Raw genomic sequence first — 21,803 nt, 5'->3', positions numbered from 1 at the left:
CTCAGCCGCGCATCGACTCCAGCGCTTTACCCACGGCGGCAATGCCTTCGGGCGCGGCGGCAAAACCCATATGGGTGCAATCGACCTCGATCGCGCTGTCCCGCTCCCCGCTGCGGCCCTTGGCGCATTCGGGCAGGATCACCCCATCGCGCCGCGACCAGAGCGCGACCGTCGGCACGGGTGGCTTGGCTTCGCGCGTACAGGGAAAGGGCGGGCGGTCGACCGGCATGCCCGACACCAGCTGATAGAGCCGCCAGGCATGGTTGGCGCGCGGGTCGCCGGAAAAGGGCGTGCCCATCGTCACCACGCCGCCAACCTTGGCCGCCGACAATTTGGCATATTCGCGCGCATAAAGCCCGCCCAGACTCCAGCCGACCAGTGTCACCGGCCTGCCCGTCGATCGCCGAATCTCGTCTACCCGGCGGTCGATGGCCTCCAGACTATCCGCCTTCGGCCCGTAATTGCGGCCCTGACCCCAGTGATGGGCGTCAAACCCGGCCCTGTTCAGGATCGCGCGCATCGGCTCCATCCGCGCGTCCGACGCCAGCAGGCCGGGGATCAGCAGTACCGCGCGACCATCACCCCGGATATTCTGCGCCAGCGCATCGGCCTGCGCCCGCGTGCGTGCCAGATCAAAGGGGAGTGCCATATTGCCGACCAGATGCTGGACCGATGGCCGGGCGACAGCACGCGGGCCAGACGCGAGGCGATCCTTCCAGAAAGTGGTGACGGCAGCATAAGGTGGCACGACGACAAAATCCCTTTGACCCGAAGGCAAAGATGACAATGTCGTGACAAACGCGGTCCGCGTCCATCGGTTTCATCGCGGCAGAGAAACTGTTTATCGCAATATTGGATCAGGGTGCCAGCGGCGACGTCTGCGCGACCGGTGCGCCTTCGGCGCTGCGCAACACGCGCGGCTCCAATATGGCCGCCGTCTCGATCAGGTCAAGCGCACGGCGCGCCTCCAGATAACGGCGGGCCAACTGGATCCAGCGATCCGCGACCGCACGGCCCGGCAGCCGCTCCACCTCCGCCAACGCGGCATTGACCCGCCCGCCGTCGAGATAATGAATCGCCCGGTCAAATCCCTCCTGCGGGCGCGGCGAAGGGGTCGAGGCCCGGCGGATCGTTACCAATTCGCGCGCTTCATGCTCAATCGCGGTCCACCAGCTCGCATCGGCAGGCGGGGTCGTTGCCCGGTCGCCAATGTCGATCAGCCCGGAGCGCAGGTCGGCCAGCGTCACCGGCTCCCGCGCGGCATTGATGATGGTCGCAACCGCGCGCGGCTGGGCCTGGCCAAAGCGCAGCCGCAACTGCCCCTCGACATAGCCGAGCGGCGCGCCGCTATCGAGCGCCCGGCGCGCAGCAAAGGCGACCAGCAGCCCTTCAGCCCGCGCGGCATTGCCCGATGCCGCCTGCGCCTCCACGGTGATGCGGGTCAGCCGCTCTTCCAGCTGTACCACCCGCGCGTCGAGCATCTGCGCCGCGTCAGCGCTGAGCGGACGCTGCGCCAGAGTGGGCGCGATACTTCCCAGCAGCGGCGCAACACTGGCCGCCTGCGGCTGCGGATCGCCCCAGCGGCGCTGGATCTGCGGCCATGCCCAGACGGTGACGGCAACCCCCACGGCAAAGGCCAGAAGGATCAGGATCAGCAGCGGCACCATGCTGCGCCGCCGCGCGGGAGGCGGGGTCGGGGTCATGCTGCCAAGGCCGTCCTCGTCGCTCATGCTGCCCCTTTCGCCGTTCATAGCCCCGATCCTTCGCACAAACGAACGACAAGGGCCAGCATGTCGTCATCGCGTGGCTGGGCCGGCGCAGTCCCGCTGGCCCAGCCCGCGCCGCACGCCGCCAGAGCCGTCGGACTGATGGCGACGATATGCAATCCGGCCCGCGCAGCCATCGGGACTTGCGCCGCCAGCCGCTCCCCCGCACGCGGCGAATGGACCAGCAGCACCGTTCCCGGCACCGCGTCACACAACAAGGCCGGGTCAGGCGGCAGGCTGGTCATGCTATACACGGCGATCCGCGTGACATGCAGCTGTCCCGTCTCCATCGGCGCAACCGTCGTGCCTGCCAGATGCAGCACGGCGCGATGACCGTCAGTTGCGATCTGTGCCGCGATGGCGCTGGCGTCGCCATCGCCCGCGACCACGCGATCAAATCCCTGCGCCTGCAAAGCCGTCGCCGTCGCGCTGCCGACGGCATAAGCGGGCAACCCGCGATACGCCGCCAGCGCTGGCCCCGCCAGCCGCGCCGCATGGGCGCTGGTCATCAGCAGCGCGTCGAAGTTCCCGGCCAGCGGCGCTTTCCACTCCAATGCCTGCGGCGCGAACAGCGGATGCACCACCGCCTCCAGCCCCAGCCGCGCCATGGCCTGCGCCGTCCTGCCCGCCCCCGGTTCGGGCCGCAGGATCAGAACCCGCCTCACGCCTCGAACAGGGATCGCAGCGCCGGACTGGCCCGGTCGAGCAGGCGGCGACCCATCGCCTGCGCGGCATCCCGGTCCTGCGGGTCGATGCGGGCGTCCTCGCTCACCGTTTCCTGCCCGTTCGGACTGATAATCTCCGCGCGCAGGTGCAACCGATCGCCATCCACCAGCGCCAGCGCCGCGATCGGCGAATGGCAGGTGCCGCCCAGCCCCATCAGCAGGTTACGCTCGGCCATGACGCAATCGAACGTGTCACGATCACTGATCGCCGCCAGCACCGCCAGCACCGCGTCATTGTCCGCCAGCGCCTCTATCCCCACGGCTCCTTGTGATGGCGCCGGCAGCATCATATCGATCGGGATGGTCACACCGACATCGCCCTGCCCCAGCCGGTCCAGCCCGGCCGCCGCCAACAGGGTCGCATGGACATCCCCCGCCGCCAGCTTGGCCAGCCGCGTCGCGACATTGCCCCGGAACAGCGTGATGGTGGCGTCAGGGCGTAGCCGCGTCACCTGCGCGGCGCGGCGCGGCGAGCTGGTCCCGACGACCGGATTGGCGGGCAACGCGTCGAAACTGTCGGCCCCCACCAGCCGGTCACGCACATCGGCGCGCGGCAGCATCGCGGCGATACGGATCGCGGAGGGGCGCAGCGTCTCCACATCCTTCATGCTGTGGACCGCAAAATCTATCTCGCGCTCGACCAGCGCCCGGTCCAGTTCCTTGGTCCATAGCGCCTTGCCGCCAATTTCGGCGAGCGCCCGGTCCTGTATCCGGTCGCCACTGGTCTGCACGGTGACGATCGCCACGGCGCCATCGGGCCAGCCATGGGCATCGCACAAGGCGCGGGCGGTCATGCGGGCCTGGGCCAGCGCAAGGGGCGAACCCCTGGTGCCGAGGCGCAACGGTCGTTCGGACAAAATCATATGCGGCTTGCTCTAATGACCACGGGCATTAGATGGAAGCGACAATGACAATCATCCTCGGCCTGGAATCGAGCTGCGATGAAACCGCAGCGGCGCTGGTGACGGCCGACGGGCGGATTCTTGCGCATCGCCTCGCCACGCAGGAGGAGGCGCATCGCCCCTATGGCGGCGTCGTCCCCGAAATCGCCGCCCGCGCCCATGTCGAGGCGCTCAGCCCCCTGATCGAAGCCGCGCTGGCGGATGCGGAGATGACGCTCGATCAGGTCGATGTGATCGCCGCGACCGCGGGGCCGGGCCTGATCGGCGGGGTCATGGTCGGGCTGGTGACCGCCAAGGCGCTGGCCCATGCGGCGGGCAAGCCGCTGATCGCGGTCAACCATCTGGAGGGCCACGCCCTCTCGCCGCGCCTGTCCGACCGGACGCTGCAATTTCCCTATATGCTGCTGCTGGTGTCGGGCGGCCATTGCCAGATTTTGCTGGTCCGCGGCCCCGGCGACTATGCGCGGCTGGCCACCACCATAGACGATGCGGCGGGCGAGGCGTTCGACAAGACCGCGAAACTGCTGGGGCTGGGCTATCCCGGCGGCCCGCAGGTGGAGAAGGCCGCGACGCAGGGCGATCCCAAAGCCGTTCCCCTGCCCCGCCCGCTGCTCGGCACGGCGGAACCGCATTTCTCCTTTGCAGGCCTCAAAAGCGCGGTCATGCGCGCGGTCCAGTCCGGCCATCATTCGACCCCCGACATCGCGGCCAGTTTCCAGCAGGCGGTCATCGACTGCCTGATCGACCGCACCCGCCGTGCGCTTGGGCAGGCGGACGGCATCACCGCGCTGGTCGTGGCCGGTGGCGTCGCAGCCAATCAGGCGATCCGTAGGGCGCTGGAAAAGCTGGCGGCAGACCATGGCCTGCCCTTTGTCGCGCCGCCGTTATGGCTCTGCACCGATAATGCTGCCATGATCGCTTGGGCGGGAGCGGAGCGCTTTGCCGTGGGACTGATCGACGACCTGACCGTTCCCGCCCGGCCGCGCTGGCCGCTCGATCCGGCGGCAGAAAAGGCGCGCGGCGCCGGGGTGAAAGCATGAAGGCTGGAGTCATCGGGGCGGGCGCATGGGGCACGGCGCTGGCGCAATTGCTGGCCGCCGACGGGCAGGCCGTGACGCTGTGGGCGCTGGAGACCGATGTGGTCGATGCGATCAACGGCGCGCGGGAAAATCCGCTCTATCTGCCCGGCATCACACTGGCCCCGTCCATCCGTGCGACCAGCGCGATGGCCGACCTTGGCGACTGCGACATGCTGCTGGTGGTCAGCCCGGCCCAGCATTTGCGGAGCGTCGTGGCCCAGGCACCCGCCGGCGTGCCGCTGATCCTCTGTTCCAAGGGAATAGAGGCGGGCACCGGCCTGCTGATGGGGGAAGTGGCCCGTGCAGCGCAGCCGACATCGCCCATCGCCGTCCTGTCCGGCCCGACCTTCGCCCATGAAGTGGCCAAAGGATTGCCGACCGCGATCACATTGGCGTGCGACAATGCCGTGCTGGGCGCACAACTGGCAGCGCGGATCGCCCGCCCGGCTTTCCGCCCCTATCTGTCCGACGATGTAACCGGCGCGGAAATTGGTGGCGCGGTCAAGAATGTGCTGGCGATCGCGTGCGGCGTAGCGGACGGCGCGGGGCTGGGCCTTAATGCCCGCGCGGCGCTGATCAGCCGGGGCTTTGCCGAAATGACGCGCTTTGGCCTGGCACGCGGCGCAAGGGCGGAAACGCTGGCCGGGCTGTCGGGGTTGGGCGATCTGGTGTTGACCTGTTCGTCCACCAATTCGCGCAACTTCTCGCTGGGCCAGGGTCTGGGCGAAGGCCGCAGCGCCGCTGACCTGCTGTCCAACCGCCGCACCGTGGCCGAAGGCGCGTTTACCGCCCCGGTGCTGCGCGATGCCGCGCGGGCAGCGGGGGTAGAAATGCCGGTGGTCGAAGCCGTCTGCGCCTTGCTGGCCGATGCCGCGCCGCTCGGCACCGTGATCGACGCGCTGCTCGCGCGTCCGTTGCGGCCCGAATAAGCCGTCGCGCACCCGCACCATCATGGCTACATTCCAGTCATCAGACGGGACGACAGAGGGGAGTCGATTGACCGCACAGCTTCCTGCGTCGAAGGACGAGGATGACATCGCCGCCCTGGCCAAGGGCGGGCGGACCAATGTGTTCGGTTTCCTCCTTCGCCTGGCGGCACGGCTGCCCTTCCTGTTCATCGCAGGCCGGGTCTATGGAGCCGAAACGCTGGGCCGCTTCGCATACGCCGTGCTGGTGGTCGAATTTGTCGCGCAATTGGCGACGCTCGGCCTGAAACGCGGGCTGGCGGGTGCGCTCAGCCAGACCGAACGGCCCCACGCCCATGTCGTCACGGACGCGATGCTGGTGACGATGATCGCCGCGCTGCTGGGCGCAGGCCTGCTGGTCGCCTTTCCCCAGGCGATGTTTCCCAATAGCGGCATTAACGGCCTCGACCGGCTGCTGGCGCTGATCGTCATTGCGGTTGCCGGGTCGGACGTAGCGCTGGCCGCCTGCGCCTATAAATTCGATGTCGGCGCGACCGTGCGGGCGCGGTCGATCATCGAACCCTGGGCGATCAGCATCGGTGCCTTTGCCTTTGCCTTTTATTCGACCCGCGACGGACTGATCCTGTCCTATGCCGTATCGATGATCGCCGCCTTCATCGCCTCGATCATCCCGATGGCGCGCCATTATGGCCTGCCGGTCGGCTGGCGGCCCGATGCCGGGCGGCTGTGGCGGCTGGCGCGGCGCAACCTGCCTCTCGCCGCTGCCGACGGGGTGGAATGGGGATCGCGGCGGCTGGACATGGCGATATTGGGCCTGTTCGTCAGCCCGGCGGTGATCGGCATCTATTATATCGCGCAGCAGGTCGCATCGCTGCCGCAGAAACTCAAGACCAGCTTCGACCCGATATTGGGTCCGGTCATCACCCGCAATCTGGCGGAGGGGAATATGGCCGCGATTGCGCGGCAGGTCAGCCAGGTCGGCTTCTGGATCATCGCGGCGCAGGCGGGGATAGCGCTGGCGCTGGGGATACCGGGCGAAGCGGTGATGGGGCTGGTCGGCCCGCATTTCGTCAGCGGCACCGGCGCGCTCGCCTTCCTGCTGATGGCCGAAGTGATCGCTGCGACCGCGGTCGTCAGCGAATCGGCGCTGGTCTATATCGCCCGCCACCGCAACCTGATGATCTCGCTCGGCATGATCGGCTGCCAGGCCGCATTCAGCTTCGCGCTGATCCTGCTCGCGCGCCGGCTCGACCTGCCGGTCATGGCGGTTGCCGCCGCCCCGGCGCTGGCGCTGTGCCTGGCGCTAGCGGTCGGTGCCATCGTCAAGGCCAAGCTGCTGGCACGGCTGCTCGATGCGCCGATCAACGCCTGGCGCTGGCCCCTGCTGAGCGCGGCAGGTGTCGCCTGCATCGTCGGTGCCGCTTTCGTTGCCCTGCCGCCCAGCCTCGAATGGGTCGAACTGGTCGTCGGCGTCTGGGCGATATTGGGCGCTTATGGCGTGGTCATCTGGCGCTGGGGCTTTGGCCCCGATGACCGCACCCTGTTCCGCAAGCAGAAGGCAGACTGATCAGGCGAACAGTCTGTCGCGGATCACGCCCAGATCATCCTCCGGTCGTGCGCCCCAGTGCGAAATCACCTCGGCCGCCGCCGCTGCGCCCAATGCCAGGCAATCGGCCACGCTGCGCCCGTCAATATGGGCAGCGAGGAAGCCGGCGGCGAACAGGTCGCCAGCGCCGGTCGTGTCGATGATTTGCGCGACCGGCGCAGCAGGCGCTTCGCAACGCACGCCATCAACGATCGCGACCGCACCCTTTTCGCTGCGGGTCGAGACCAGCACCGGCACCTTGGCCGCAATCGCCGCCACGGCCTTGTCGAAATCGTCGATCTGCGCCAGCGACTGGATTTCGCCCTCATTGGAAAAGAGGATGTCGATCTGGCCATGGTCGATAAGGTCGATGAAGTCGGCGCGGTGGCGGTCGATCACGAAATTGTCGGACAGGGTGAAGGCGACCTTGCGCCCGGCCCCCCGCGCCGCATCGATCGCCGCCCGCATGGCCGCACGCGGCTGCTCCGGGTCCCACAAATAGCCTTCGAGATAGAGGATGCCGGCCGAGCGGATCATATCCAGGTCCAGCGCGGCCTCCGGCAGAAATTGCGAGGCACCCAGAAACGTGTTCATCGTCCGCTGCGCATCTGGCGTGACGAGGATCAGGCAGCGGGCGGTCGGCACATCGCCGGTCATGGCGGGCGTGTCGAAACGGATGCCGATCGCACGCACGTCATGGCTGAACACCGCGCCCAGCTGATCGTCATTCACCTGGCCGATAAAGCCGCATGTCTTGCCCAGCGCGGCGAGGCCCGCCAGCGTGTTGGCGGCCGACCCGCCGCTGATTTCCTTGGCCTGTCCCATGTCGGCATAGAGGCTTTCCGCCATGTCGGCGTCGATCAACTGCATCCCGCCCTTGGTCAGCGCATGTTCGGCAAGGAAGGCGTCATCGCTGCGCGCGAGAACATCGACAATGGCATTGCCGATGGCGACGACGTCAAGCGTCGGGGCCGAAACTGGAGCGGAAGCGGTCACGCAAAATCCTTATGGTACGGGGAATGTCAGGCTGCCGTCTCTATCGGCGCGCGTGCGCCCATGCAACAGCGCGCGATTGACGGGCGTCGCGGCAGGCCGGATAATGACCCGATGGTCCTGACCGCCGCGCTGCGCGCCTTCCCGCTGATCTTCCACGCTGCCGCCCGGCGGTTGCTGGTCAAGACATTGCTGCTGACACTTTTGGTCTTTGCCCTGCTGGCGGTGGGGCTGTGGGCGGGGGTCCATGCGCTGCGGCTGCATTATGGCTGGGGCGGCGGCGGCATGGCGGAAGCGGCGGCGACCGCGCTGATCGTTATCGCAGCAGGCTGGCTGCTGTTCCGCGCGACCGCAATGGCAGTGATGGGCCTGTTCGCCGACGACATTATCGCAGCAGTAGAAACGGATCGATACCCGGATGCAGCGGCGGACGCGCGCCCGGTCGGGCTGGCACGCAGCATCCGCTGTGCGCTGGCGTCGGTTGCGCGAACGATCGGCTGGAACGTGCTCGCGTTGCCCGCCTACATCGCGCTGCTGGTGACGGGGGTGGGAACGATCGGGCTTTTTCTGGCGCTCAACGCCTATCTGCTGGGCCGCGATCTGGCCGACATGGTCGAGCCGCGCCATCCGGACCATCCGCCGATCCCGCGTGTCAACCGGTGGCTTCTGGGGCTCGCTTCGGCGCTTCTGTTCCTCATCCCGCTGGTCAACCTGCTTGCGCCGATCTGGAGCGCGGCTATGGCGGTCCACATGCTGCACGGCGTCAGAAGGAAGCCTGTATGAACGCCCCCCGCCTTGCCCTGATCGCGCTGCTGGCGCTGCCGCTTGCCGCCTGTGGTGCGGGCGGCGTGGTGCCGCAAACCGGGATCGCGCCGCCGCCCGCCGGTCCCCCGGCCAGCGCCTTTGGCAAGCCCGGCCCGCTGATGGGCGCGGACGCGCGCGCGCTGACCCAGATGTTCGGCACGCCCCGGCTCGACATTCGCGAAACCACGGTGCGCAAGCTGCAATTTGCCAATGGCCGCTGCGTCCTCGACACCTATCTCTACGCCCCGGCGCGCGGCAAGGAGCCGGTGGTGACCCATGTGGATGCGCGCTCGCCCGCTGGCAGCGACGTCGATCCGGCGGCCTGCGCGACGGCGTTGCGGGCGCGTTAGGCCGACAATCGCCCGATCGCCCACACCGCCGCTTCGGCCACCACCGGATCATCATCGCCCGCCAGCGTCTGCAATCGTCCCAGTAACCGCCCGTCGCCGCTATTCCCCGCTGCAATGGCTGCGTTCCGCACCATCCGATTGCGACCGATGCGTTTGATCGGGGAGCCGGAGAAAATCTCGCGAAACGCGGCGTCGTCGAGCGCCAGCAGGTCGGCGATGGCTGGGGCGGCGAGTTCGGCGCGGCCCAGGAAGGCCTTGTTAGCCGCGGCCGCCTCGGCAAATTTATTCCAGGGACAGACCGCCAGACAATCGTCGCAGCCATAGATGCGATTGCCGATGCCCTCCCGCAATTCGTGCGGGATCGGCCCCTTATGCTCGATCGTCAGATAGGAAATGCAGCGCCGTGCGTCCACGACATAGGGCGACGGGAAAGCGTCGGTCGGGCAGGCCGTCTGGCAGGCGGTGCAGCTGCCGCAATGGTCGACCTCCGGCGGGTCGGGTTGCAGCGCGATTTCGGTGTAGATCGCGCCCAGGAACAGCCAGCTGCCATGCTGGCGGCTGACCAGATTGCTATGCTTGCCCTGCCAGCCCAGCCCGGCCCCCTGCGCCAGCGGCTTTTCCATGACCGGCGCTGTATCGACGAACACCTTGAGCGCGCCGGGCTGCTGCTCCACCAGCCAGCGGGCCAGCGCCTTCAACCCCTTTTTGACGACATCATGATAGTCCCTGCCCTGCGCATAGACCGAGATGCGCGCCCGGTCGCCCACGTCCGCCAGTGCCAGCGGATCGCGCCCCGGCGCATAGCTCATCCCCAGCATCACCACGCTGCGCACGTCGGGCCACAGGCCGTGCGGTGATCCGCGTTGTCCCGCGCGTTCGGCCATCCACAACATGTCGCCATGATGCCCGGCATCAAGCCATTCGCCCAGACGCTGCCCGGCCTGTGGTGCCACGTCGGCGGGCGCAATGGCGCAGGCGGCGAAGCCCAGCGACGCGGCCTGCACCTTCAGGCGGGTTTCCAAGCTTTCCATTTGCGTTGGCATGGGGGAACACTATCAGGAGCGGATGAACGGCGACACTCCGGCCCCGCCCCTCCGCTATGCGCTCGAAGGCCATGGCCTTGTCAAGACATTCGGCAGCTTCCGCGCGGTCGACGGCGTCGACATCGCCGTGCCTGCCGGGTCGATCTATGGCGTGCTGGGACCCAATGGCGCGGGCAAGACCACGCTGCTGCGCACACTGCTGGGCATTATCGACCCGGACGAGGGGGTGCGGTCGCTGCTGGGCGACACTGCGCCGCTGCGGATGGCGCGGCAGGTGGGCTATCTGCCGGAGGAACGCGGGCTGTATCCGTCGATGAAGGCGTTTGAAGCGATTGCCTTCATGGGCGCGCTGCGCGGATTGCCGCTGAAAATAGGGCGCGAACGGGCGCGGGCGATGCTGGAGGGGCATGGCATGGGCGGCGCGATCGACAAGCCGATCCGCCAGCTGTCCAAGGGTATGGCGCAGACGGTGCAATTGTTCGGGACGATCATCCACGAACCCCGGCTGATCGTGCTGGACGAACCCTTTTCCGGGCTGGACGCGATTAATCAGGAGAAGCTGGAGGCGCTGATCCGCGAACAGGCGCGGCGGGGCGTCACCATCCTCTTTTCCACCCATGTCATCGCCCATGCCGAACGCCTATGCGAGCGGATCGCCATCGTGGCGGGCGGGCGCATACGATTCGAGGGGACGGTGGCCGACGCGCGCGACCGGCTGCGCCCGCAGGTGCGGCTGCGTACCAAGGCAAGCGACGGGGCGTGGCGGCGCGCTTTGCCCGCCGATACGGTGGTGGAGGATGGCGCATGGCATTTCGCCCTGCCCGACGACGGGATCGAGCCGCTGCTGCGCGCATTGCTGGACGGGCAGGCGGGGATTGAGAGCCTTTCGATCGAACGGCCAGGGCTCCACGACGCCTTCGTCGCCATCGCCGGCGAAGCAACCGCGCGCCAGATGGAAGAGGCGCAGGCGCGGGAGCAGGACGCATGAGAGAGATGATACGCGCCGCTCTGGTCATCGCCCGGCGGGATTTCACCGCGGTGGTGCTGTCGCGCACCTTCATCCTGTTTCTGCTGGGACCCTTGCTGCCGATCCTGATCGGCATGGTGTTTGCGGGCTTAGGCGAGAAAATCACCAGCACCGACCTGCGCCCGATGGTCGGCATCGCCATGCCCGCGAGCGAGGCGGCACGGCTGGAACGCGCGCACCAGCGCCTGACCGAACGTATGGGGGATCAGGCGCTGGTCCGGGTGCGGCGGGTGCCGCTGACCCCGGCACCGCGCGAGCAACTGGCACGGCCCGATTCGGCGGTGGTGGCGATCCTTTCGGGCTCGGTGGCGCACCCGATCTTGACCGGCAAGCCCGACGATCTCGACAAGATGCAGGGCGATCTCAGCCTGATCGCCAGCGCGGCGCAGGCCGAACATACGCTGCGGCTGGTGCGGGTAGAGCGGCAGGAAGTCGCGACCAGCCTTGGCGCACAGGCGCAGGCGCGGCTGCTGATCGGCCGGGTGGCGCAGGTCGTCATGTTCTTCCTGACGATCCTGCTGGCGGGTATGATCCTGTCCAATCTGGTCGAGGAAAAGACCAACAAGATCATCGAGATATTGGCTGCCGCCGTGCCGATCGACGCGATTTTCCTAGGGAAACTGATGGCGATGCTGGCGATGAGCTTTGTCGGCATCGCCTTTTGGGGCGGGACGGCCTTTGCGATCTTCCTGGCGTTGCATGGGTCCGCTTCGGGCCTACCAGCGCCCGCGGTCGGCTGGCCGATCTTCCTGATCCTCGCCGTGCTGTATTTCGCCATGGCCTACACGCTGCTGGGGTCTTTGTTCCTGGGGATCGGCGCGCAGGCGGCTACGGTGCGGGAGGTGCAGACGCTCAACATGCCGGTGACCATGGGGCAGATGCTGATCTTCTTCTTTGCGAGCTACGCCGTCGACCATATGGGATCGCCCGCGGAGGTGGCCGCGACGATATTCCCGTTCAGTTCGCCCTTCGCGATGATCGCGCGGGCAGCGCAGGATGATGCGCTGTGGCCGCATCTGCTGGCGCTGGTCTGGCAGGCGGCGTTCGTGGCGCTGATCATCCGCGTGGGCGTGCTGCTGTTCCGCCGTCATGTCATGCAGTCGGGCGGGCGCTGGTGGAAAAATCTGTTCAGGAACACGACAGGCTGAGGGGTGTTCAAGGACATCATGAACCGGCGACTTTTCCTGGGTGGCGTGACGACCGGCGCGGTAGCGCTGGGCTGGTGGCGGCTGGGCCTTGATCGAGCGGAGGCCGCCTATCCTTTTGCCTTGAGCGATGCGGAGTGGCGCAAGCGGCTCTCCCCGCTCGCCTATAATGTGCTACGCAAGCAGGCGACCGAACATCCCTTCACCAGTCCGCTCAACAAAGAGCATCGGGCCGGGATTTTCGCCTGTGCCGGATGCGGGCAAAAGCTGCTCAGTTCCAAAACCAAATTTGACAGCGGCACTGGCTGGCCGAGCTTCTATGCGTCGCTACCCAAGGCGGTCGGCACCAACCGCGACTTCGACCTGGGCTATCCCCGCACCGAAGTCCATTGCGCGCGCTGCGGCGGGCATTTGGGCCATGTTTTCGATGACGGCCCCAAGCCCACCGGGCTGCGCTATTGCATGAACGGTGTGGCGCTCAGCTTCGTGGCGGCCTGATCCGGTAGATTTTGAGCGGGCCTTTGGTCGGCAGTGGTTCCAGCCAGTTTGGCGTCGCGCCGCGCGCCAGTTGGGCGGCCAGACCCTTACGGTTAGCTTGCCCATAGAGGCGATATTCGTTGAGGCCGTCGCAGATCACGACATAGCGCGCGCTGGTTGCGCCGATGACCGCGCGGGACCGATCGGGCGCATCGGCAAAACCCTCGATCACCGCCGTAATCCCCGCCGCATTGCGATGATGGGCTGTGCCGATAACGCTGTGGCGGGTCTGGACGAGGATGTCGGGGCCAAGATCAATCGGTGCGAACAGGGTGGTGGGCGGCAGGGTGCGCAATGGGGCCAGCACGCTGGCCGCCCGACAGTTTGCGCTGGCCTTCTTCGCCGGTTCGGGCGTGGCGGCGATCGCGACCCAGAGCGCGCACAGGCCCGCCGGGGTCAGCAGCACCAGCGCGACCGACCCGAATATCCGCACGATTGCGCTGGCCGATGCCTGCACCCGGCTGAACAGCGCGATCAGCAGCCAGGCGGTGCCGGGCAGCGCCAGCAGATGCGCCACCGATACGGCGCGCATCACCATGATCGCCACCAGCATCGCCCCGGTCAGCAATAACGCGAGTGTCAGCCAGCGCATCCGCGCCGGGCCGCTTGCACTGCGCGCTGCCAGCAATGTGGCGATCAGGCCGAGCAAAGACGGCAGCAGGATAACGCCTGCCATCGACCAGCTCTGTTCCCAGATCGGTCGCCCTTCCATGACCTGCAAATACCAGAGCTTGTAGGCCAGCGGACCCAGCGCCGCGAAGGGATCGCCCGACAGGCAAGGCCCGCCAGTCAGCGCGAAAGTCACCAGCGCCGCACCGCCGCCGATTGCGGCGACAAGGAAGCGGCGCAGCGGGGTGGACGGGCCAATCAGGCGCGCAGCCAGAAGCGTTGCAACGGCCAGCGCTACCAAGGGCCAGACATAAACGAAGGAGAGCGCATCGCAGTGGCGCGCCAAAACCGCAGAGGGACCACGCAGCAGCATCAGCGGTATCAGCGCGGCACCGCCAATGGCGACAGTGAAACCGACATAGCGCGGCGTTTCTGCCCGGTCGATCCAGTGGCGCAGGGCAAAGACTGCGGCAAACAGCGCGGCATAGGGCAGGCCTTCGCTCGAAATCTGGAGCCAGAGTGCCAGCGCCAGCCCCCCAACGATGCCGCCGCGCGCCGCGCGGGCGTCCGTCGCGCCGCACAGCGCCAGCGCCGCCGCAATGATCTGCCAGCCATGATGGTCGATCCGCAACGGCGTGAACTGGACGAGGATTGAGGGTGCAGTCAGCAGCAATGCGACCGCCAGTAGCGCAATCCCCGCCCCTGCAATCCGTTTCGCCGCGATGAACAAGGCGCTCGTCAGCCCGCCCAGCAACAGGAGTGGTACGATCACGCAGGCCAGCAATTCCGCCGTCGCCATGCCTGTCAGCGGGCTCAGTAGCAGGATCAGCGCTGCGATGGGCATGTCGACGATCCGCGACCAGTGCATCGGGCCGCCGATGGGCGGGTTCACCCTATGCTGGCTGACGTCCCAAAAGGCCTGTCCGCCGATCCAGTCACGCACCTGCGCCAGCCGCATCGCGTCATCGGGATCGCGAAAGCCGAGCGTGGCGAAATCACCATGGAACAGCCACAGCATCGCCGCGCTGCATAGCAGCCAGGCGAGGAGCGCCAGCAGCGCCACCCGCCTGCCATCAGGCGCGGGCAAAGACGCCATATTTGCGGATCGCATAGACGGTGAGGAAGCTGACCGGCACGGACAGCAATTTGGCGAAGGTCGGCGTAAAGCCGACCAGGCTCAGTCCGCCAACCATGGCAAGGGTAATGCCCATGCCCAGCAGGGCGCTGGCCACGAACCCGGCGCGCTGCGCATGGGTCGGGCCGGTGCCGGTATCGAATACGAAGCGGATGCTGATCGTCCAGTGGACGACGAGGCCGATGGCATAGCCGCCGAACGCCGCCAGCATCGGGGCCGCGCCGACATGGTCGAGCATCAGGAAAAGCGCCATGTCGCTGGACAGCGCACAGATGCTGGCCAGCAGATAGCGGGCGAACATCAGTCGTGCGACCAGCACCATCAATACGCGCACGGGATCAGGCGGCCTTCAGGCGGGACGGCACGGCGCGGGTGCTGGCCAGCGCTGTCTGCGCATCGGCATCCTGGCCTTCTTCGCCGGCCTCATGATATTCGGCATCTTCATTGACCGACCAGACGTCATGGACGCGCGCGCCCGCGACGATATTGCGGACGGTCAGCATCGCCGTCATCATCGCATGGTCCTGATTATTATAGCGGTGCATCCCGTTGCGCCCGACCATGTGCAGCGTCGGATAGCGCGCCTCCAGTTCGGTGCGCATCGCCAGCACATTGGCGGCATAGGCGTCATCATAGACCGGATAGGCCTTTTCCTGCCGCACCACCGCGCCGCCAACGACATCGTCGGGGTTGCAGAGGCCCAGCAGCGCCATTTCCTTCGTCGCCAGCGCGACCAGATCCGCGTCGGACGAGGCCCAGAGGCCATCGCCTTCGAAGCAAAAATATTCCAGCCCCACACAGGCAAGCGTCGGGTCCGGCACCATTTCGGGCGACCAGCTGCGGAAATTCTGGATGCGGCCGACCTGCACCTTGCTGTCGTGGATATAGATCCAGTTGTCGGGGAAAATATCCTCCCCCTTCACCATCAGCGCGACGGTCAGGAAGTCGCGATATTTAAGATCCATCGCTTCGGGCAGGGTCGCGGGCAGCGGATGGATGCGGCCGGCCAGTTCGCGCATGGGAGCGGACGAAATGACATGAGCGGCGTTGATGACGACCTCACCTTCCGGCCCCTGCGCCACCAGCCGCCAGCGGTTCGTCCCCTGATCCTGCTCCAGCCGTTTGAAACTGTGCGCCATCAGCACCTGATTGCCGCCATCGACCACATGGTCGCGCGCCTTTTCCCACATCATGCCGGGGCCAAGGCGAGGATAGCGGAAGGTTTCGAGCAGCGTCTTGGTCGCCATGCCGTCATTGGGTTTCTTGTTGAGGCCAAGCGAGCGTTTCAGCCCGTCAGTGACTGCGCCCCAGAGCGACAGGCCCTTGATCCGCTGCGCCGCCCAGTCGGCCGACATTTCATCGCACGGCATCCCCCACACTTTCTCGGTGTAGGTTTTGAAGAAGATGGAGAAAAGCTTGTGGCCAAAGGCGTTGACGGTCCAGTCCTGAAAGGAACGGACATTGCGGTTGGGCAGCAGCTTCGCCTTGGCAAAGCTGGCCATGCACAGCGTCGAGCGCCAGACGCCCAGATTCCACAGCGCCTCGAACGCGCGGAGGGGGTAGGAGTAGAATTTGCCCTCATAATAGATGCGGCTCATCCGGGGACGCTGGATGAAGTCATCGGGCAGGATTTCATTCCACAGGTCCACGACCTGCTGCGATTTAGAAAAGAAGCGATGCCCGCCAATGTCGAAGCGGAAGCCGTCCAGTTCCACCGTCCGGCTGATGCCGCCGACATAGACCGGGTCTTTTTCGATCACCGTGACGCTATAGCCCTGCCTGGTCAGCAGATAGGCGGCGGTCAGGCCCGCCGGGCCTGCGCCGATGATGGCGACGTCCACGCTTTGGTCGATACGCGGCATGACAGGCAATTCCCCCGGATGGTCTTTCGTCGCCATGGGAGTGAAGGAAATATTCTAAGGACTGGTTAACGCGCGGTAAGGATCGCACACGAAACGAGCCGCATGACAAAGGGCCGTCCCGCGCGGTGCGAAACGGCCCCCTGCAGTCCCCTTCGTGAGGGGAACCGGGCAGACGCTTAGCCCTGGCGCTGGGCCATGGCGTTGAGGTCGGTGCGCGCGCCGTTGAGCGCTTCACCAAAGCAATTGCGATAATCGTCGCTGACCGGGATGATCGAACCGTTGACGAAACCGCAGACCTGCTTGGCCGCGCGGGTGACGCGATAGTCGGCGCGGCGCAAACCGGCGGTGCTGGCAAGGTTGAGGTCGGCGACCGATACGGCGATCGAACGGGTTTCCGTACCCGAACGGCCATCGACGATCACGTCCATATTGTCATTGCCCGCACTTGCCACGCCGGGCAGCGCAAGAGCCATAGCGGCGGCCAGTGCCACCAGCGTCTTTGCAGTCATCCTGTTTCTCCTGTCGAACATGCTTTTCTAATTGTCCGCCCCACGTCTGACGTGGAAGTAGGGTCATGCTCTAAATAAGCGCACAGGCCGTTGTTGAAAAGAGGCCAGTTGATAAAAAGTGGCAGAAAACCGTTATTTTGCGGATGCGAAGGCTTTTACTTCGCACCCGCGGAGGATTAATGCCGGAAGTGGCGCATCCCGGTGAACATCATGGCGAGACCCGCTTCGTCAGCGGCAGCAATGACTTCATCGTCGCGGATCGAGCCGCCCGGCTGGATGACAGCGGTAGCCCCCGCCTCAACCGCAGCCAGCAAGCCGTCGGCGAAGGGGAAGAAGGCGTCGGAAGCGACCGCCGAACCGATGGTGCGCGGTTCACTCCAGCCAGCTTTTTCCGCGGCGTCCTTCGCCTTCCATGCCGCAATGCGCGCGGATTCGAGGCGGTTCATCTGGCCTGCGCCGACGCCCGCGGTACTGCCGCCCTTGGCATAGACGATAGCGTTGGACTTCACATGCTTGGCGACGGTCCAGGCAAAGAGGCAGTCGGCCAGTTCCTGCTCCGTCGGCTCCCTTTTGGTCACGACTTTCAGCGCATCACGGTCGATCTGGCCATTGTCACGGCTCTGCACCAGCACGCCGCCAGCGATCGTCTTGAGCTGGAGGCCGGGGCGGGCTGGATCGGGCAGGTCGCCGGTCAGCAGCAGGCGGAGATTCTTCTTCTTGGCAAAGATGGCGCGCGCCGCATCATCGGCGTCGGGTGCGGCGACGACCTCGGTGAATATCCCGCTGATCGCTTCGGCGGTCGGGCCGTCGAGCGGGCGGTTGACCGCGATGATGCCGCCGAATGCCGATACGCTGTCGCAGGCAAGCGCGGCTTCATAGGCCTCGATCAGGGTCGCGCCGGTCGCCACGCCGCAGGGGTTTGCGTGCTTGACGATGACGACGGTGGGCGGGCCGTCGCGAAACTCGCTGACCAACTCCAGCGCGGCATCGGCATCGTTGTAATTATTATAGGACAGTTCCTTGCCCTGAATCTGTTTCGCCTGCGCGATGCCATTGGCGGACGGGCCGGTCGGCAGGTAGAGGGCGGCGGACTGGTGCGGGTTTTCGCCATAGCGCAGCGTGGTCGACAGCGTACTGGCGACAGCGAGCGTTTCGGGGAACATCACGCCCTGATCGGCGAAGGCGAACCAGCTGGCGATCATCGAATCATAGGCAGCAGTCGCGGCATAAGCCTTGGCCGCCAGCATCCGGCGGAAGTCGTAGCTGGTCGCCCCACCCTTCTCGTCCATTTCCGCGATCAGCCGGGCATAGTCAGCCGGATCGGTGACGATCGCCACGCTCTCATGATTCTTGGCGGCAGAGCGCACCATCGACGGCCCGCCAATATCGATATTCTCGATAATCTCCGCGCGCTCGGCCCCCTTGGCGACAGTCGCGGCGAAGGGATAGAGATTGACCACCACCAGGTCGATCGCGCCGATGGCATGTTCGTCCATCGACGCCACATGCGCCGGGTTACTGCGCACCGCCAGCAGGCCGCCATGCACCTTGGGATGCAGCGTCTTGACCCGGCCGTCCATCATTTCAGGAAAGCCGGTGAGGTCGGAAATATCCATGACGGTGAGGCCCGCGTCGCGCAGCGCCTTCGCCGTGCCGCCGGTCGACACCAGCTCGACGCCATGCTTCCCCAGCGCCTGCCCCAGTTCGATAAGGCCAGCCTTGTCCGACACGGACAAGAGGGCGCGCTTGATGGGATAGTCAGCGGGAGTGGCGGTCATGAGACAAGGCTTTCTGGTTGCAGGACGACTTTGCGCCGGTCCCTTAAGGGCTGACAGCGCAAAAATACAGCCTCGATGCTTCTATCAACTCTGCATCTTCAAGCACTCAAGCGTTGGTGAAATTAGTTTGAAAAAGATTATCATTATCAATGAAGAAACTGGACATTTTGTGATTGACAACCTAAGTTGTCGCTAACAGCACTCTATAAAGGAAGGGCAATCCGATGAGTCGTGAAAACGCCCATGATCCACGGGCGCTTGCTAACAAAATTTTAGATATCCGTTCAGAGGCAGGTCAGCCTTTGACGATAATGCAACTTATAAAACTAATATACATTTCCGATGGCTGGGCATTGACTTTGCTTGGTCGACCGCTTTCGAGAGAAGTGCCTCAGGCTTGGCAATATGGTCCAGTTTATCCGACCGTATATCGGGCTTTCAGTGGCATCGGCTCTCGACCCGTGGATACGCGGGCATACGTAAAAGGAACATCCGTTCCCATAACGGAAGAAATGGGAAGCGATGAAGAGAATTTAATGCGAGAGGTCGTAGCTTCTTATGGCAAGCTATCCGCATACGCTCTATCCAATCTTACCCATCAACCAAACACTCCTTGGAGCAAGGCGTACGACAAAGGGCTATACACGCCGATAAATGATCAAGACATGCGAGATCACTTTGAGAGTCTAAAAGAGACGCGGCTTGTCAAAAACACCACCGCAGCTTGATTCCATTGCAGCAGCAGCCGCTGCTGCAATGGATGAGGAAAATAACAGATCGCCTTCAGATTCGCGCCTAGATAAAATCGAGCAGCGATTAGCTGATATCGAGCCACTGCTTGAGCAAGCTCAAGCGAACTCCGCTCTAAGCACTGCACTGACAAATTACATCTCGGACTTAAGAGATGAACAGAAATTTTTTAACAAAGCACGCTACGTCGTAGGTGGCGTTGCGCTTGGAGTGATTGGCATCATATCGATACTGTTATTTCTAGCAATTTTTCATTGGCAAAGCCCCTTGCTCAAAGCGACGGCTCCTGTGGTAGCAGCTTTCATTATTTCAATGCTTTCTGGAATGGTGTTCATTGTCAACAGCGTTGCGAAGGGCGTATTCAGATCTACAGTCGAAAGACATGCCGATGGATTTTTACCGCCGGCATTGAGCGAAGCTGAGAAATTATATAGCAGAATGACTGGTAAGGTTGATTAGACTTCACAACGCTATCAAAGCGCCCAACCGATCACAATCGAAGTCGAAACCTCGCCTCACCCCACCCGCTTGAACAGCCACCCAATGCTCGATCCGCCGGGCAGCGCTTCGCTGGTTACGACCAACTGCCTGGTCGGATGTGGCCTGCCGTCGCCGTCGACCCAGAGGCTGTCCTCGACGGTCAGCACGCCGGTGCCGGTGCGGAATTGCCAGAGCGCGCCCATGTCGATACGCAGCAGCGCGCCCTGATTGTCGGCGGTCAGCGTCGGTTCGACGCCGGGGGCGAGGTGGAAGCGCAGCAGGACCGGGCGTTTGGCGGGCTTGCGACGGCGCTGCGCGGGGGTCAGCATATCTTCGCCACGGATTTCCTTGCCGTCGCCGCTGACCAGCAGCAGGCGGCGGTGGACATAGCCTATGCGGCGGACATAGCCGTCATGGGACAGGTCCACCCGACTGCCATTGTCCAGTTCCTGCCGGTTCAGCTCCACTTCGGTAACGCCGCGCCCCAGCGTACCGTCGGGCATCAGCGCGGTGCTGTTGCAATCGTCCAGCACCAGCGTGCTGTGCGCGGCAGTGGTGCGCAGCCCCTGCGCCAGATCGCGCGGTATCCATGCCCCCTCCAGCCCTGCGCCGCCGCAATTGACGATCAGGCGATGGGGGCCATCGCTGATCTCGATCGCACCCGTCGAGGCGCAGCCTGCGTCGGCGAGGCGCGCGACCGGTGGCGGGGCGGCGTCGATCTGCACCACGGTCCCGCCTGCCGCGATCCGCTGATAGCCCCAGTCGCGCGCCTGCCGCAGCGGCCGGGCACGCACCCGGCTGGCCGCGACCACGGCATTGACGATCAGGGGGTCGATCGCGCCCGCACCCTGCCAGCTACCCAGCCCGCCATCGCCATGGATCAGGCCCAGCAGCGCCGGGACGATCCGGGTCAGCCCGTCATTGAGGAAAGCAGGCGCGGTTTCGCGTCTCACGTCATAGACGGCGCGCAGCATGGACAGCGCCATCACCGCCTCCACCTGCGCCAGCGGGGATCGGGAGACGATGCCGCCATCGGGGTAGAAGCTGCTGTCGATCGCGCGCTTAAGACCCGCTTCGCCGAACAATTTGCGTGCCGCGCCGCCGGGCATCAGCATCGAGGCCGCGACGATCGCGCTCCAGCCGACAAGGCGCGGCAGGCCCATCGGTGCCTTGTCAGCTATACGATCCAAATGCCGCGCGGTGCGGGCGATGCAATTGAGGACCAGCGAGCGATAGACCAGATCGCTCGACGAGAGGATCAGCGGCGCATGGGCAGTCCAGAAGAACAGCCGCCAGCCCGCATTGTCCGCGCGCCAGGCCGGTTCGCTGGGGGTTTCGGCATGAGCGACAAGCCATTTGCGCATGACATTTTCAGCGATCGGCGCCGCCTGTTCGCGGCTGGCGGCGCTCGCCAGATCGCGCAGCCAGCGAAAGCTGTGCAGATAGTCGGCAAAGGCGGGGTCGAGGTCGATCCGGGCGAAATCGAGTGTGTCGATAATCTGCTTCTTGCCGCGAAACAGGAAATAGCCCGCGCGGATCGCCTGCCCCGCGCGCGTGTCACCGGGCAATTCGTCATCGGGGACCGCGAGCAGCTTGAGCGGATATTTGCCGCGCAGCTTGCGGCCGTGGATCGGCGTTTTCCAGCTGAGCAGATAGAAATGATTGGCGATCTTCTGCGCCAGCGACAGCCCCTTGTCATCCGCGACGCGGATGAGACGCTTGCCCTGTTCGATGCCGTCATCGCTGCCTTCCGGCGCGGTGGGTTCGGGCGTCTTGCGGGCGGACATGCGCCGGACCT

At 65.3% G+C, this 21,803-nt stretch carries 22 protein-coding genes; 10 read left to right on the top strand and 12 right to left on the bottom strand.

What is annotated here, in order from left to right; all coding sequences use genetic code 11:
• Position 1: 1 nt before the first annotated feature.
• From D0Z70_RS12670 to hemC, 4 genes are all read right to left on the bottom strand, one after another.
• A complete protein-coding gene (locus tag D0Z70_RS12670; RefSeq protein ID WP_119746947.1) occupies positions 2-748 on the bottom strand; it encodes an esterase/lipase family protein in 747 nt (248 codons plus the stop codon).
• Positions 749-857: 109 nt separating this feature from the next.
• Entirely contained in the window at positions 858-1,751 is an 894-nt protein-coding gene (locus D0Z70_RS12665) for a hypothetical protein (protein ID WP_239018906.1), read from the bottom strand.
• A complete protein-coding gene (locus D0Z70_RS12660) occupies positions 1,748-2,431 on the bottom strand; it encodes a uroporphyrinogen-III synthase (RefSeq protein WP_119746945.1) in 684 nt (227 codons plus the stop codon). The genes D0Z70_RS12665 and D0Z70_RS12660 overlap by 4 nt, the downstream gene beginning before the upstream one ends.
• Positions 2,428-3,354, bottom strand: coding sequence for a hydroxymethylbilane synthase (gene hemC / locus D0Z70_RS12655; RefSeq protein ID WP_119746942.1), 927 nt, complete (start codon positions 3,352-3,354; stop codon positions 2,428-2,430). Before hemC ends, D0Z70_RS12660 begins: the two co-directional genes overlap by 4 nt.
• Positions 3,355-3,398: 44 nt before the next feature.
• Between hemC and tsaD the strand changes: the two genes are divergently transcribed.
• The 3 genes from tsaD to D0Z70_RS12640 are packed head-to-tail and all read left to right on the top strand — an operon-like array spanning position 3,399 to position 6,965.
• A complete protein-coding gene (tsaD, locus tag D0Z70_RS12650) occupies positions 3,399-4,433 on the top strand; it encodes a tRNA (adenosine(37)-N6)-threonylcarbamoyltransferase complex transferase subunit TsaD (protein WP_119747129.1) in 1,035 nt (344 codons plus the stop codon).
• Entirely contained in the window at positions 4,430-5,401 is a 972-nt protein-coding gene (locus D0Z70_RS12645) for an NAD(P)H-dependent glycerol-3-phosphate dehydrogenase (RefSeq protein ID WP_119746940.1), read from the top strand. Before tsaD ends, D0Z70_RS12645 begins: the two co-directional genes overlap by 4 nt.
• A gap of 22 nt (positions 5,402-5,423) precedes the next feature.
• A complete protein-coding gene (locus D0Z70_RS12640; protein ID WP_239018905.1) occupies positions 5,424-6,965 on the top strand; it encodes a lipopolysaccharide biosynthesis protein in 1,542 nt (513 codons plus the stop codon).
• Here the strand turns inward: D0Z70_RS12640 and D0Z70_RS12635 are convergent, their stop codons facing one another.
• Positions 6,966-7,979: an adenosine kinase gene (locus tag D0Z70_RS12635; protein ID WP_119746936.1), complete on the bottom strand. Its 1,014-nt coding sequence runs from the start codon at positions 7,977-7,979 to the stop codon at positions 6,966-6,968. It lies immediately after the preceding gene.
• 111 nt (positions 7,980-8,090) lie between these two features.
• On the opposite strand from D0Z70_RS12635, the gene D0Z70_RS12630 reads away from it, so the two are divergent.
• Entirely contained in the window at positions 8,091-8,759 is a 669-nt protein-coding gene (locus D0Z70_RS12630; RefSeq protein ID WP_119747127.1) for an EI24 domain-containing protein, read from the top strand.
• On the top strand, positions 8,756-9,130 hold the full coding sequence (locus D0Z70_RS12625; protein WP_119746934.1) for a hypothetical protein: 375 nt from the start codon (positions 8,756-8,758) through the stop codon (positions 9,128-9,130). Before D0Z70_RS12630 ends, D0Z70_RS12625 begins: the two co-directional genes overlap by 4 nt.
• Here the strand turns inward: D0Z70_RS12625 and queG are convergent.
• A complete protein-coding gene (gene queG / locus D0Z70_RS12620) occupies positions 9,127-10,161 on the bottom strand; it encodes a tRNA epoxyqueuosine(34) reductase QueG (protein ID WP_119746932.1) in 1,035 nt (344 codons plus the stop codon). The genes D0Z70_RS12625 and queG overlap by 4 nt on opposite strands.
• A gap of 34 nt (positions 10,162-10,195) precedes the next feature.
• Between queG and D0Z70_RS12615 the strand changes: the two genes are divergently transcribed.
• Genes D0Z70_RS12615 through msrB form a run of 3 tightly spaced genes read left to right on the top strand, consistent with a single transcriptional unit; the run spans position 10,196 to position 12,843 of the window.
• Entirely contained in the window at positions 10,196-11,161 is a 966-nt protein-coding gene (locus tag D0Z70_RS12615; RefSeq protein WP_119746930.1) for an ABC transporter ATP-binding protein, read from the top strand.
• Complete coding sequence (locus D0Z70_RS12610; RefSeq protein WP_182913950.1) at positions 11,158-12,348, top strand: ABC transporter permease; 1,191 nt, start codon at positions 11,158-11,160, stop codon at positions 12,346-12,348. Before D0Z70_RS12615 ends, D0Z70_RS12610 begins: the two co-directional genes overlap by 4 nt.
• Before the next feature lie 18 nt (positions 12,349-12,366).
• Positions 12,367-12,843 carry a peptide-methionine (R)-S-oxide reductase MsrB gene (msrB, locus tag D0Z70_RS12605; protein ID WP_119747125.1) on the top strand — a complete coding sequence of 159 codons (477 nt, stop codon included), beginning with the start codon at positions 12,367-12,369 and terminating at the stop codon, positions 12,841-12,843.
• Here msrB and D0Z70_RS12600 read toward each other — a convergent pair.
• The 5 genes from D0Z70_RS12600 to purH form a co-directional block, all read right to left on the bottom strand.
• On the bottom strand, positions 12,824-14,587 hold the full coding sequence (locus D0Z70_RS12600; RefSeq protein WP_182913949.1) for a hypothetical protein: 1,764 nt from the start codon (positions 14,585-14,587) through the stop codon (positions 12,824-12,826). The genes msrB and D0Z70_RS12600 overlap by 20 nt on opposite strands.
• Positions 14,565-14,948 (bottom strand): GtrA family protein, encoded by a 384-nt coding sequence (locus tag D0Z70_RS12595; protein ID WP_119746924.1) that lies wholly within the window; start codon positions 14,946-14,948, stop codon positions 14,565-14,567. Before D0Z70_RS12595 ends, D0Z70_RS12600 begins: the two co-directional genes overlap by 23 nt.
• 16 nt (positions 14,949-14,964) lie before the next feature.
• Positions 14,965-16,488 carry an NAD(P)/FAD-dependent oxidoreductase gene (locus D0Z70_RS12590; protein WP_119747123.1) on the bottom strand — a complete coding sequence of 508 codons (1,524 nt, stop codon included), beginning with the start codon at positions 16,486-16,488 and terminating at the stop codon, positions 14,965-14,967.
• Between the two features lie 176 nt (positions 16,489-16,664).
• A complete protein-coding gene (locus tag D0Z70_RS12585) occupies positions 16,665-16,997 on the bottom strand; it encodes a UrcA family protein (protein ID WP_119746922.1) in 333 nt (110 codons plus the stop codon).
• 176 nt (positions 16,998-17,173) lie between these two features.
• Complete coding sequence (purH, locus tag D0Z70_RS12580) at positions 17,174-18,775, bottom strand: bifunctional phosphoribosylaminoimidazolecarboxamide formyltransferase/IMP cyclohydrolase (RefSeq protein WP_119746920.1); 1,602 nt, start codon at positions 18,773-18,775, stop codon at positions 17,174-17,176.
• Positions 18,776-18,999: 224 nt separating this feature from the next.
• Between purH and D0Z70_RS12575 the strand changes: the two genes are divergently transcribed.
• Together D0Z70_RS12575 and D0Z70_RS24620 are read left to right on the top strand one after the other, a co-directional pair.
• The gene (locus tag D0Z70_RS12575) at positions 19,000-19,503 is read left to right on the top strand and encodes a Panacea domain-containing protein (protein WP_119746918.1); all 504 of its coding nucleotides are present in this window, start codon (positions 19,000-19,002) and stop codon (positions 19,501-19,503) included.
• On the top strand, positions 19,478-19,984 hold the full coding sequence (locus tag D0Z70_RS24620) for a hypothetical protein (RefSeq protein WP_147418763.1): 507 nt from the start codon (positions 19,478-19,480) through the stop codon (positions 19,982-19,984). The genes D0Z70_RS12575 and D0Z70_RS24620 overlap by 26 nt, the downstream gene beginning before the upstream one ends.
• 56 nt (positions 19,985-20,040) lie before the next feature.
• On the opposite strand, the gene D0Z70_RS12570 is transcribed toward D0Z70_RS24620, so the two are convergent.
• Positions 20,041-21,792 (bottom strand): heparinase II/III family protein, encoded by a 1,752-nt coding sequence (locus D0Z70_RS12570; protein WP_119747121.1) that lies wholly within the window; start codon positions 21,790-21,792, stop codon positions 20,041-20,043.
• Positions 21,793-21,803 lie beyond the last annotated feature (11 nt).

The organism is Sphingobium terrigena, assembly GCF_003591655.1.
Taxonomy (GTDB): Bacteria; Pseudomonadota; Alphaproteobacteria; order Sphingomonadales; family Sphingomonadaceae; genus Sphingobium; species Sphingobium terrigena.
The sequence above is the reverse complement of the archived record's forward strand: the minus strand, read 5'-3'. Positions and strand labels throughout refer to the sequence as shown.

Bases quoted from the DNA above. Each gene is read 5' to 3' on its own strand.
- tsaD (WP_119747129.1), top strand. From the start codon at position 3,399: ATGACAATCATCCTCGGCCTGGAATCGAGCTGCGATGAAACCGCAGCG.
- D0Z70_RS12640 (WP_239018905.1), top strand. From the start codon at position 5,424: ATGGCTACATTCCAGTCATCAGACGGGACGACAGAGGGGAGTCGATTG.
- D0Z70_RS12575 (WP_119746918.1), top strand. From the start codon at position 19,000: ATGAGTCGTGAAAACGCCCATGATCCACGGGCGCTTGCTAACAAAATT.
- D0Z70_RS12585 (WP_119746922.1), bottom strand. From the start codon at position 16,997: ATGACTGCAAAGACGCTGGTGGCACTGGCCGCCGCTATGGCTCTTGCG.
- D0Z70_RS12625 (WP_119746934.1), top strand. From the start codon at position 8,756: ATGAACGCCCCCCGCCTTGCCCTGATCGCGCTGCTGGCGCTGCCGCTT.
- purH (WP_119746920.1), bottom strand. From the start codon at position 18,775: ATGACCGCCACTCCCGCTGACTATCCCATCAAGCGCGCCCTCTTGTCC.
- D0Z70_RS12600 (WP_182913949.1), bottom strand. From the start codon at position 14,587: ATGGCGTCTTTGCCCGCGCCTGATGGCAGGCGGGTGGCGCTGCTGGCG.
- hemC (WP_119746942.1), bottom strand. From the start codon at position 3,354: ATGATTTTGTCCGAACGACCGTTGCGCCTCGGCACCAGGGGTTCGCCC.
- D0Z70_RS12610 (WP_182913950.1), top strand. From the start codon at position 11,158: ATGAGAGAGATGATACGCGCCGCTCTGGTCATCGCCCGGCGGGATTTC.
- queG (WP_119746932.1), bottom strand. From the start codon at position 10,161: ATGGAAAGCTTGGAAACCCGCCTGAAGGTGCAGGCCGCGTCGCTGGGC.
- msrB (WP_119747125.1), top strand. From the start codon at position 12,367: ATGAACCGGCGACTTTTCCTGGGTGGCGTGACGACCGGCGCGGTAGCG.
- D0Z70_RS12570 (WP_119747121.1), bottom strand. From the start codon at position 21,792: ATGTCCGCCCGCAAGACGCCCGAACCCACCGCGCCGGAAGGCAGCGAT.
- D0Z70_RS12595 (WP_119746924.1), bottom strand. From the start codon at position 14,948: ATGGTGCTGGTCGCACGACTGATGTTCGCCCGCTATCTGCTGGCCAGC.
- D0Z70_RS12665 (WP_239018906.1), bottom strand. From the start codon at position 1,751: ATGAACGGCGAAAGGGGCAGCATGAGCGACGAGGACGGCCTTGGCAGC.
- D0Z70_RS12645 (WP_119746940.1), top strand. From the start codon at position 4,430: ATGAAGGCTGGAGTCATCGGGGCGGGCGCATGGGGCACGGCGCTGGCG.
- D0Z70_RS12615 (WP_119746930.1), top strand. From the start codon at position 10,196: ATGAACGGCGACACTCCGGCCCCGCCCCTCCGCTATGCGCTCGAAGGC.
- D0Z70_RS12590 (WP_119747123.1), bottom strand. From the start codon at position 16,488: ATGCCGCGTATCGACCAAAGCGTGGACGTCGCCATCATCGGCGCAGGC.
- D0Z70_RS12630 (WP_119747127.1), top strand. From the start codon at position 8,091: ATGGTCCTGACCGCCGCGCTGCGCGCCTTCCCGCTGATCTTCCACGCT.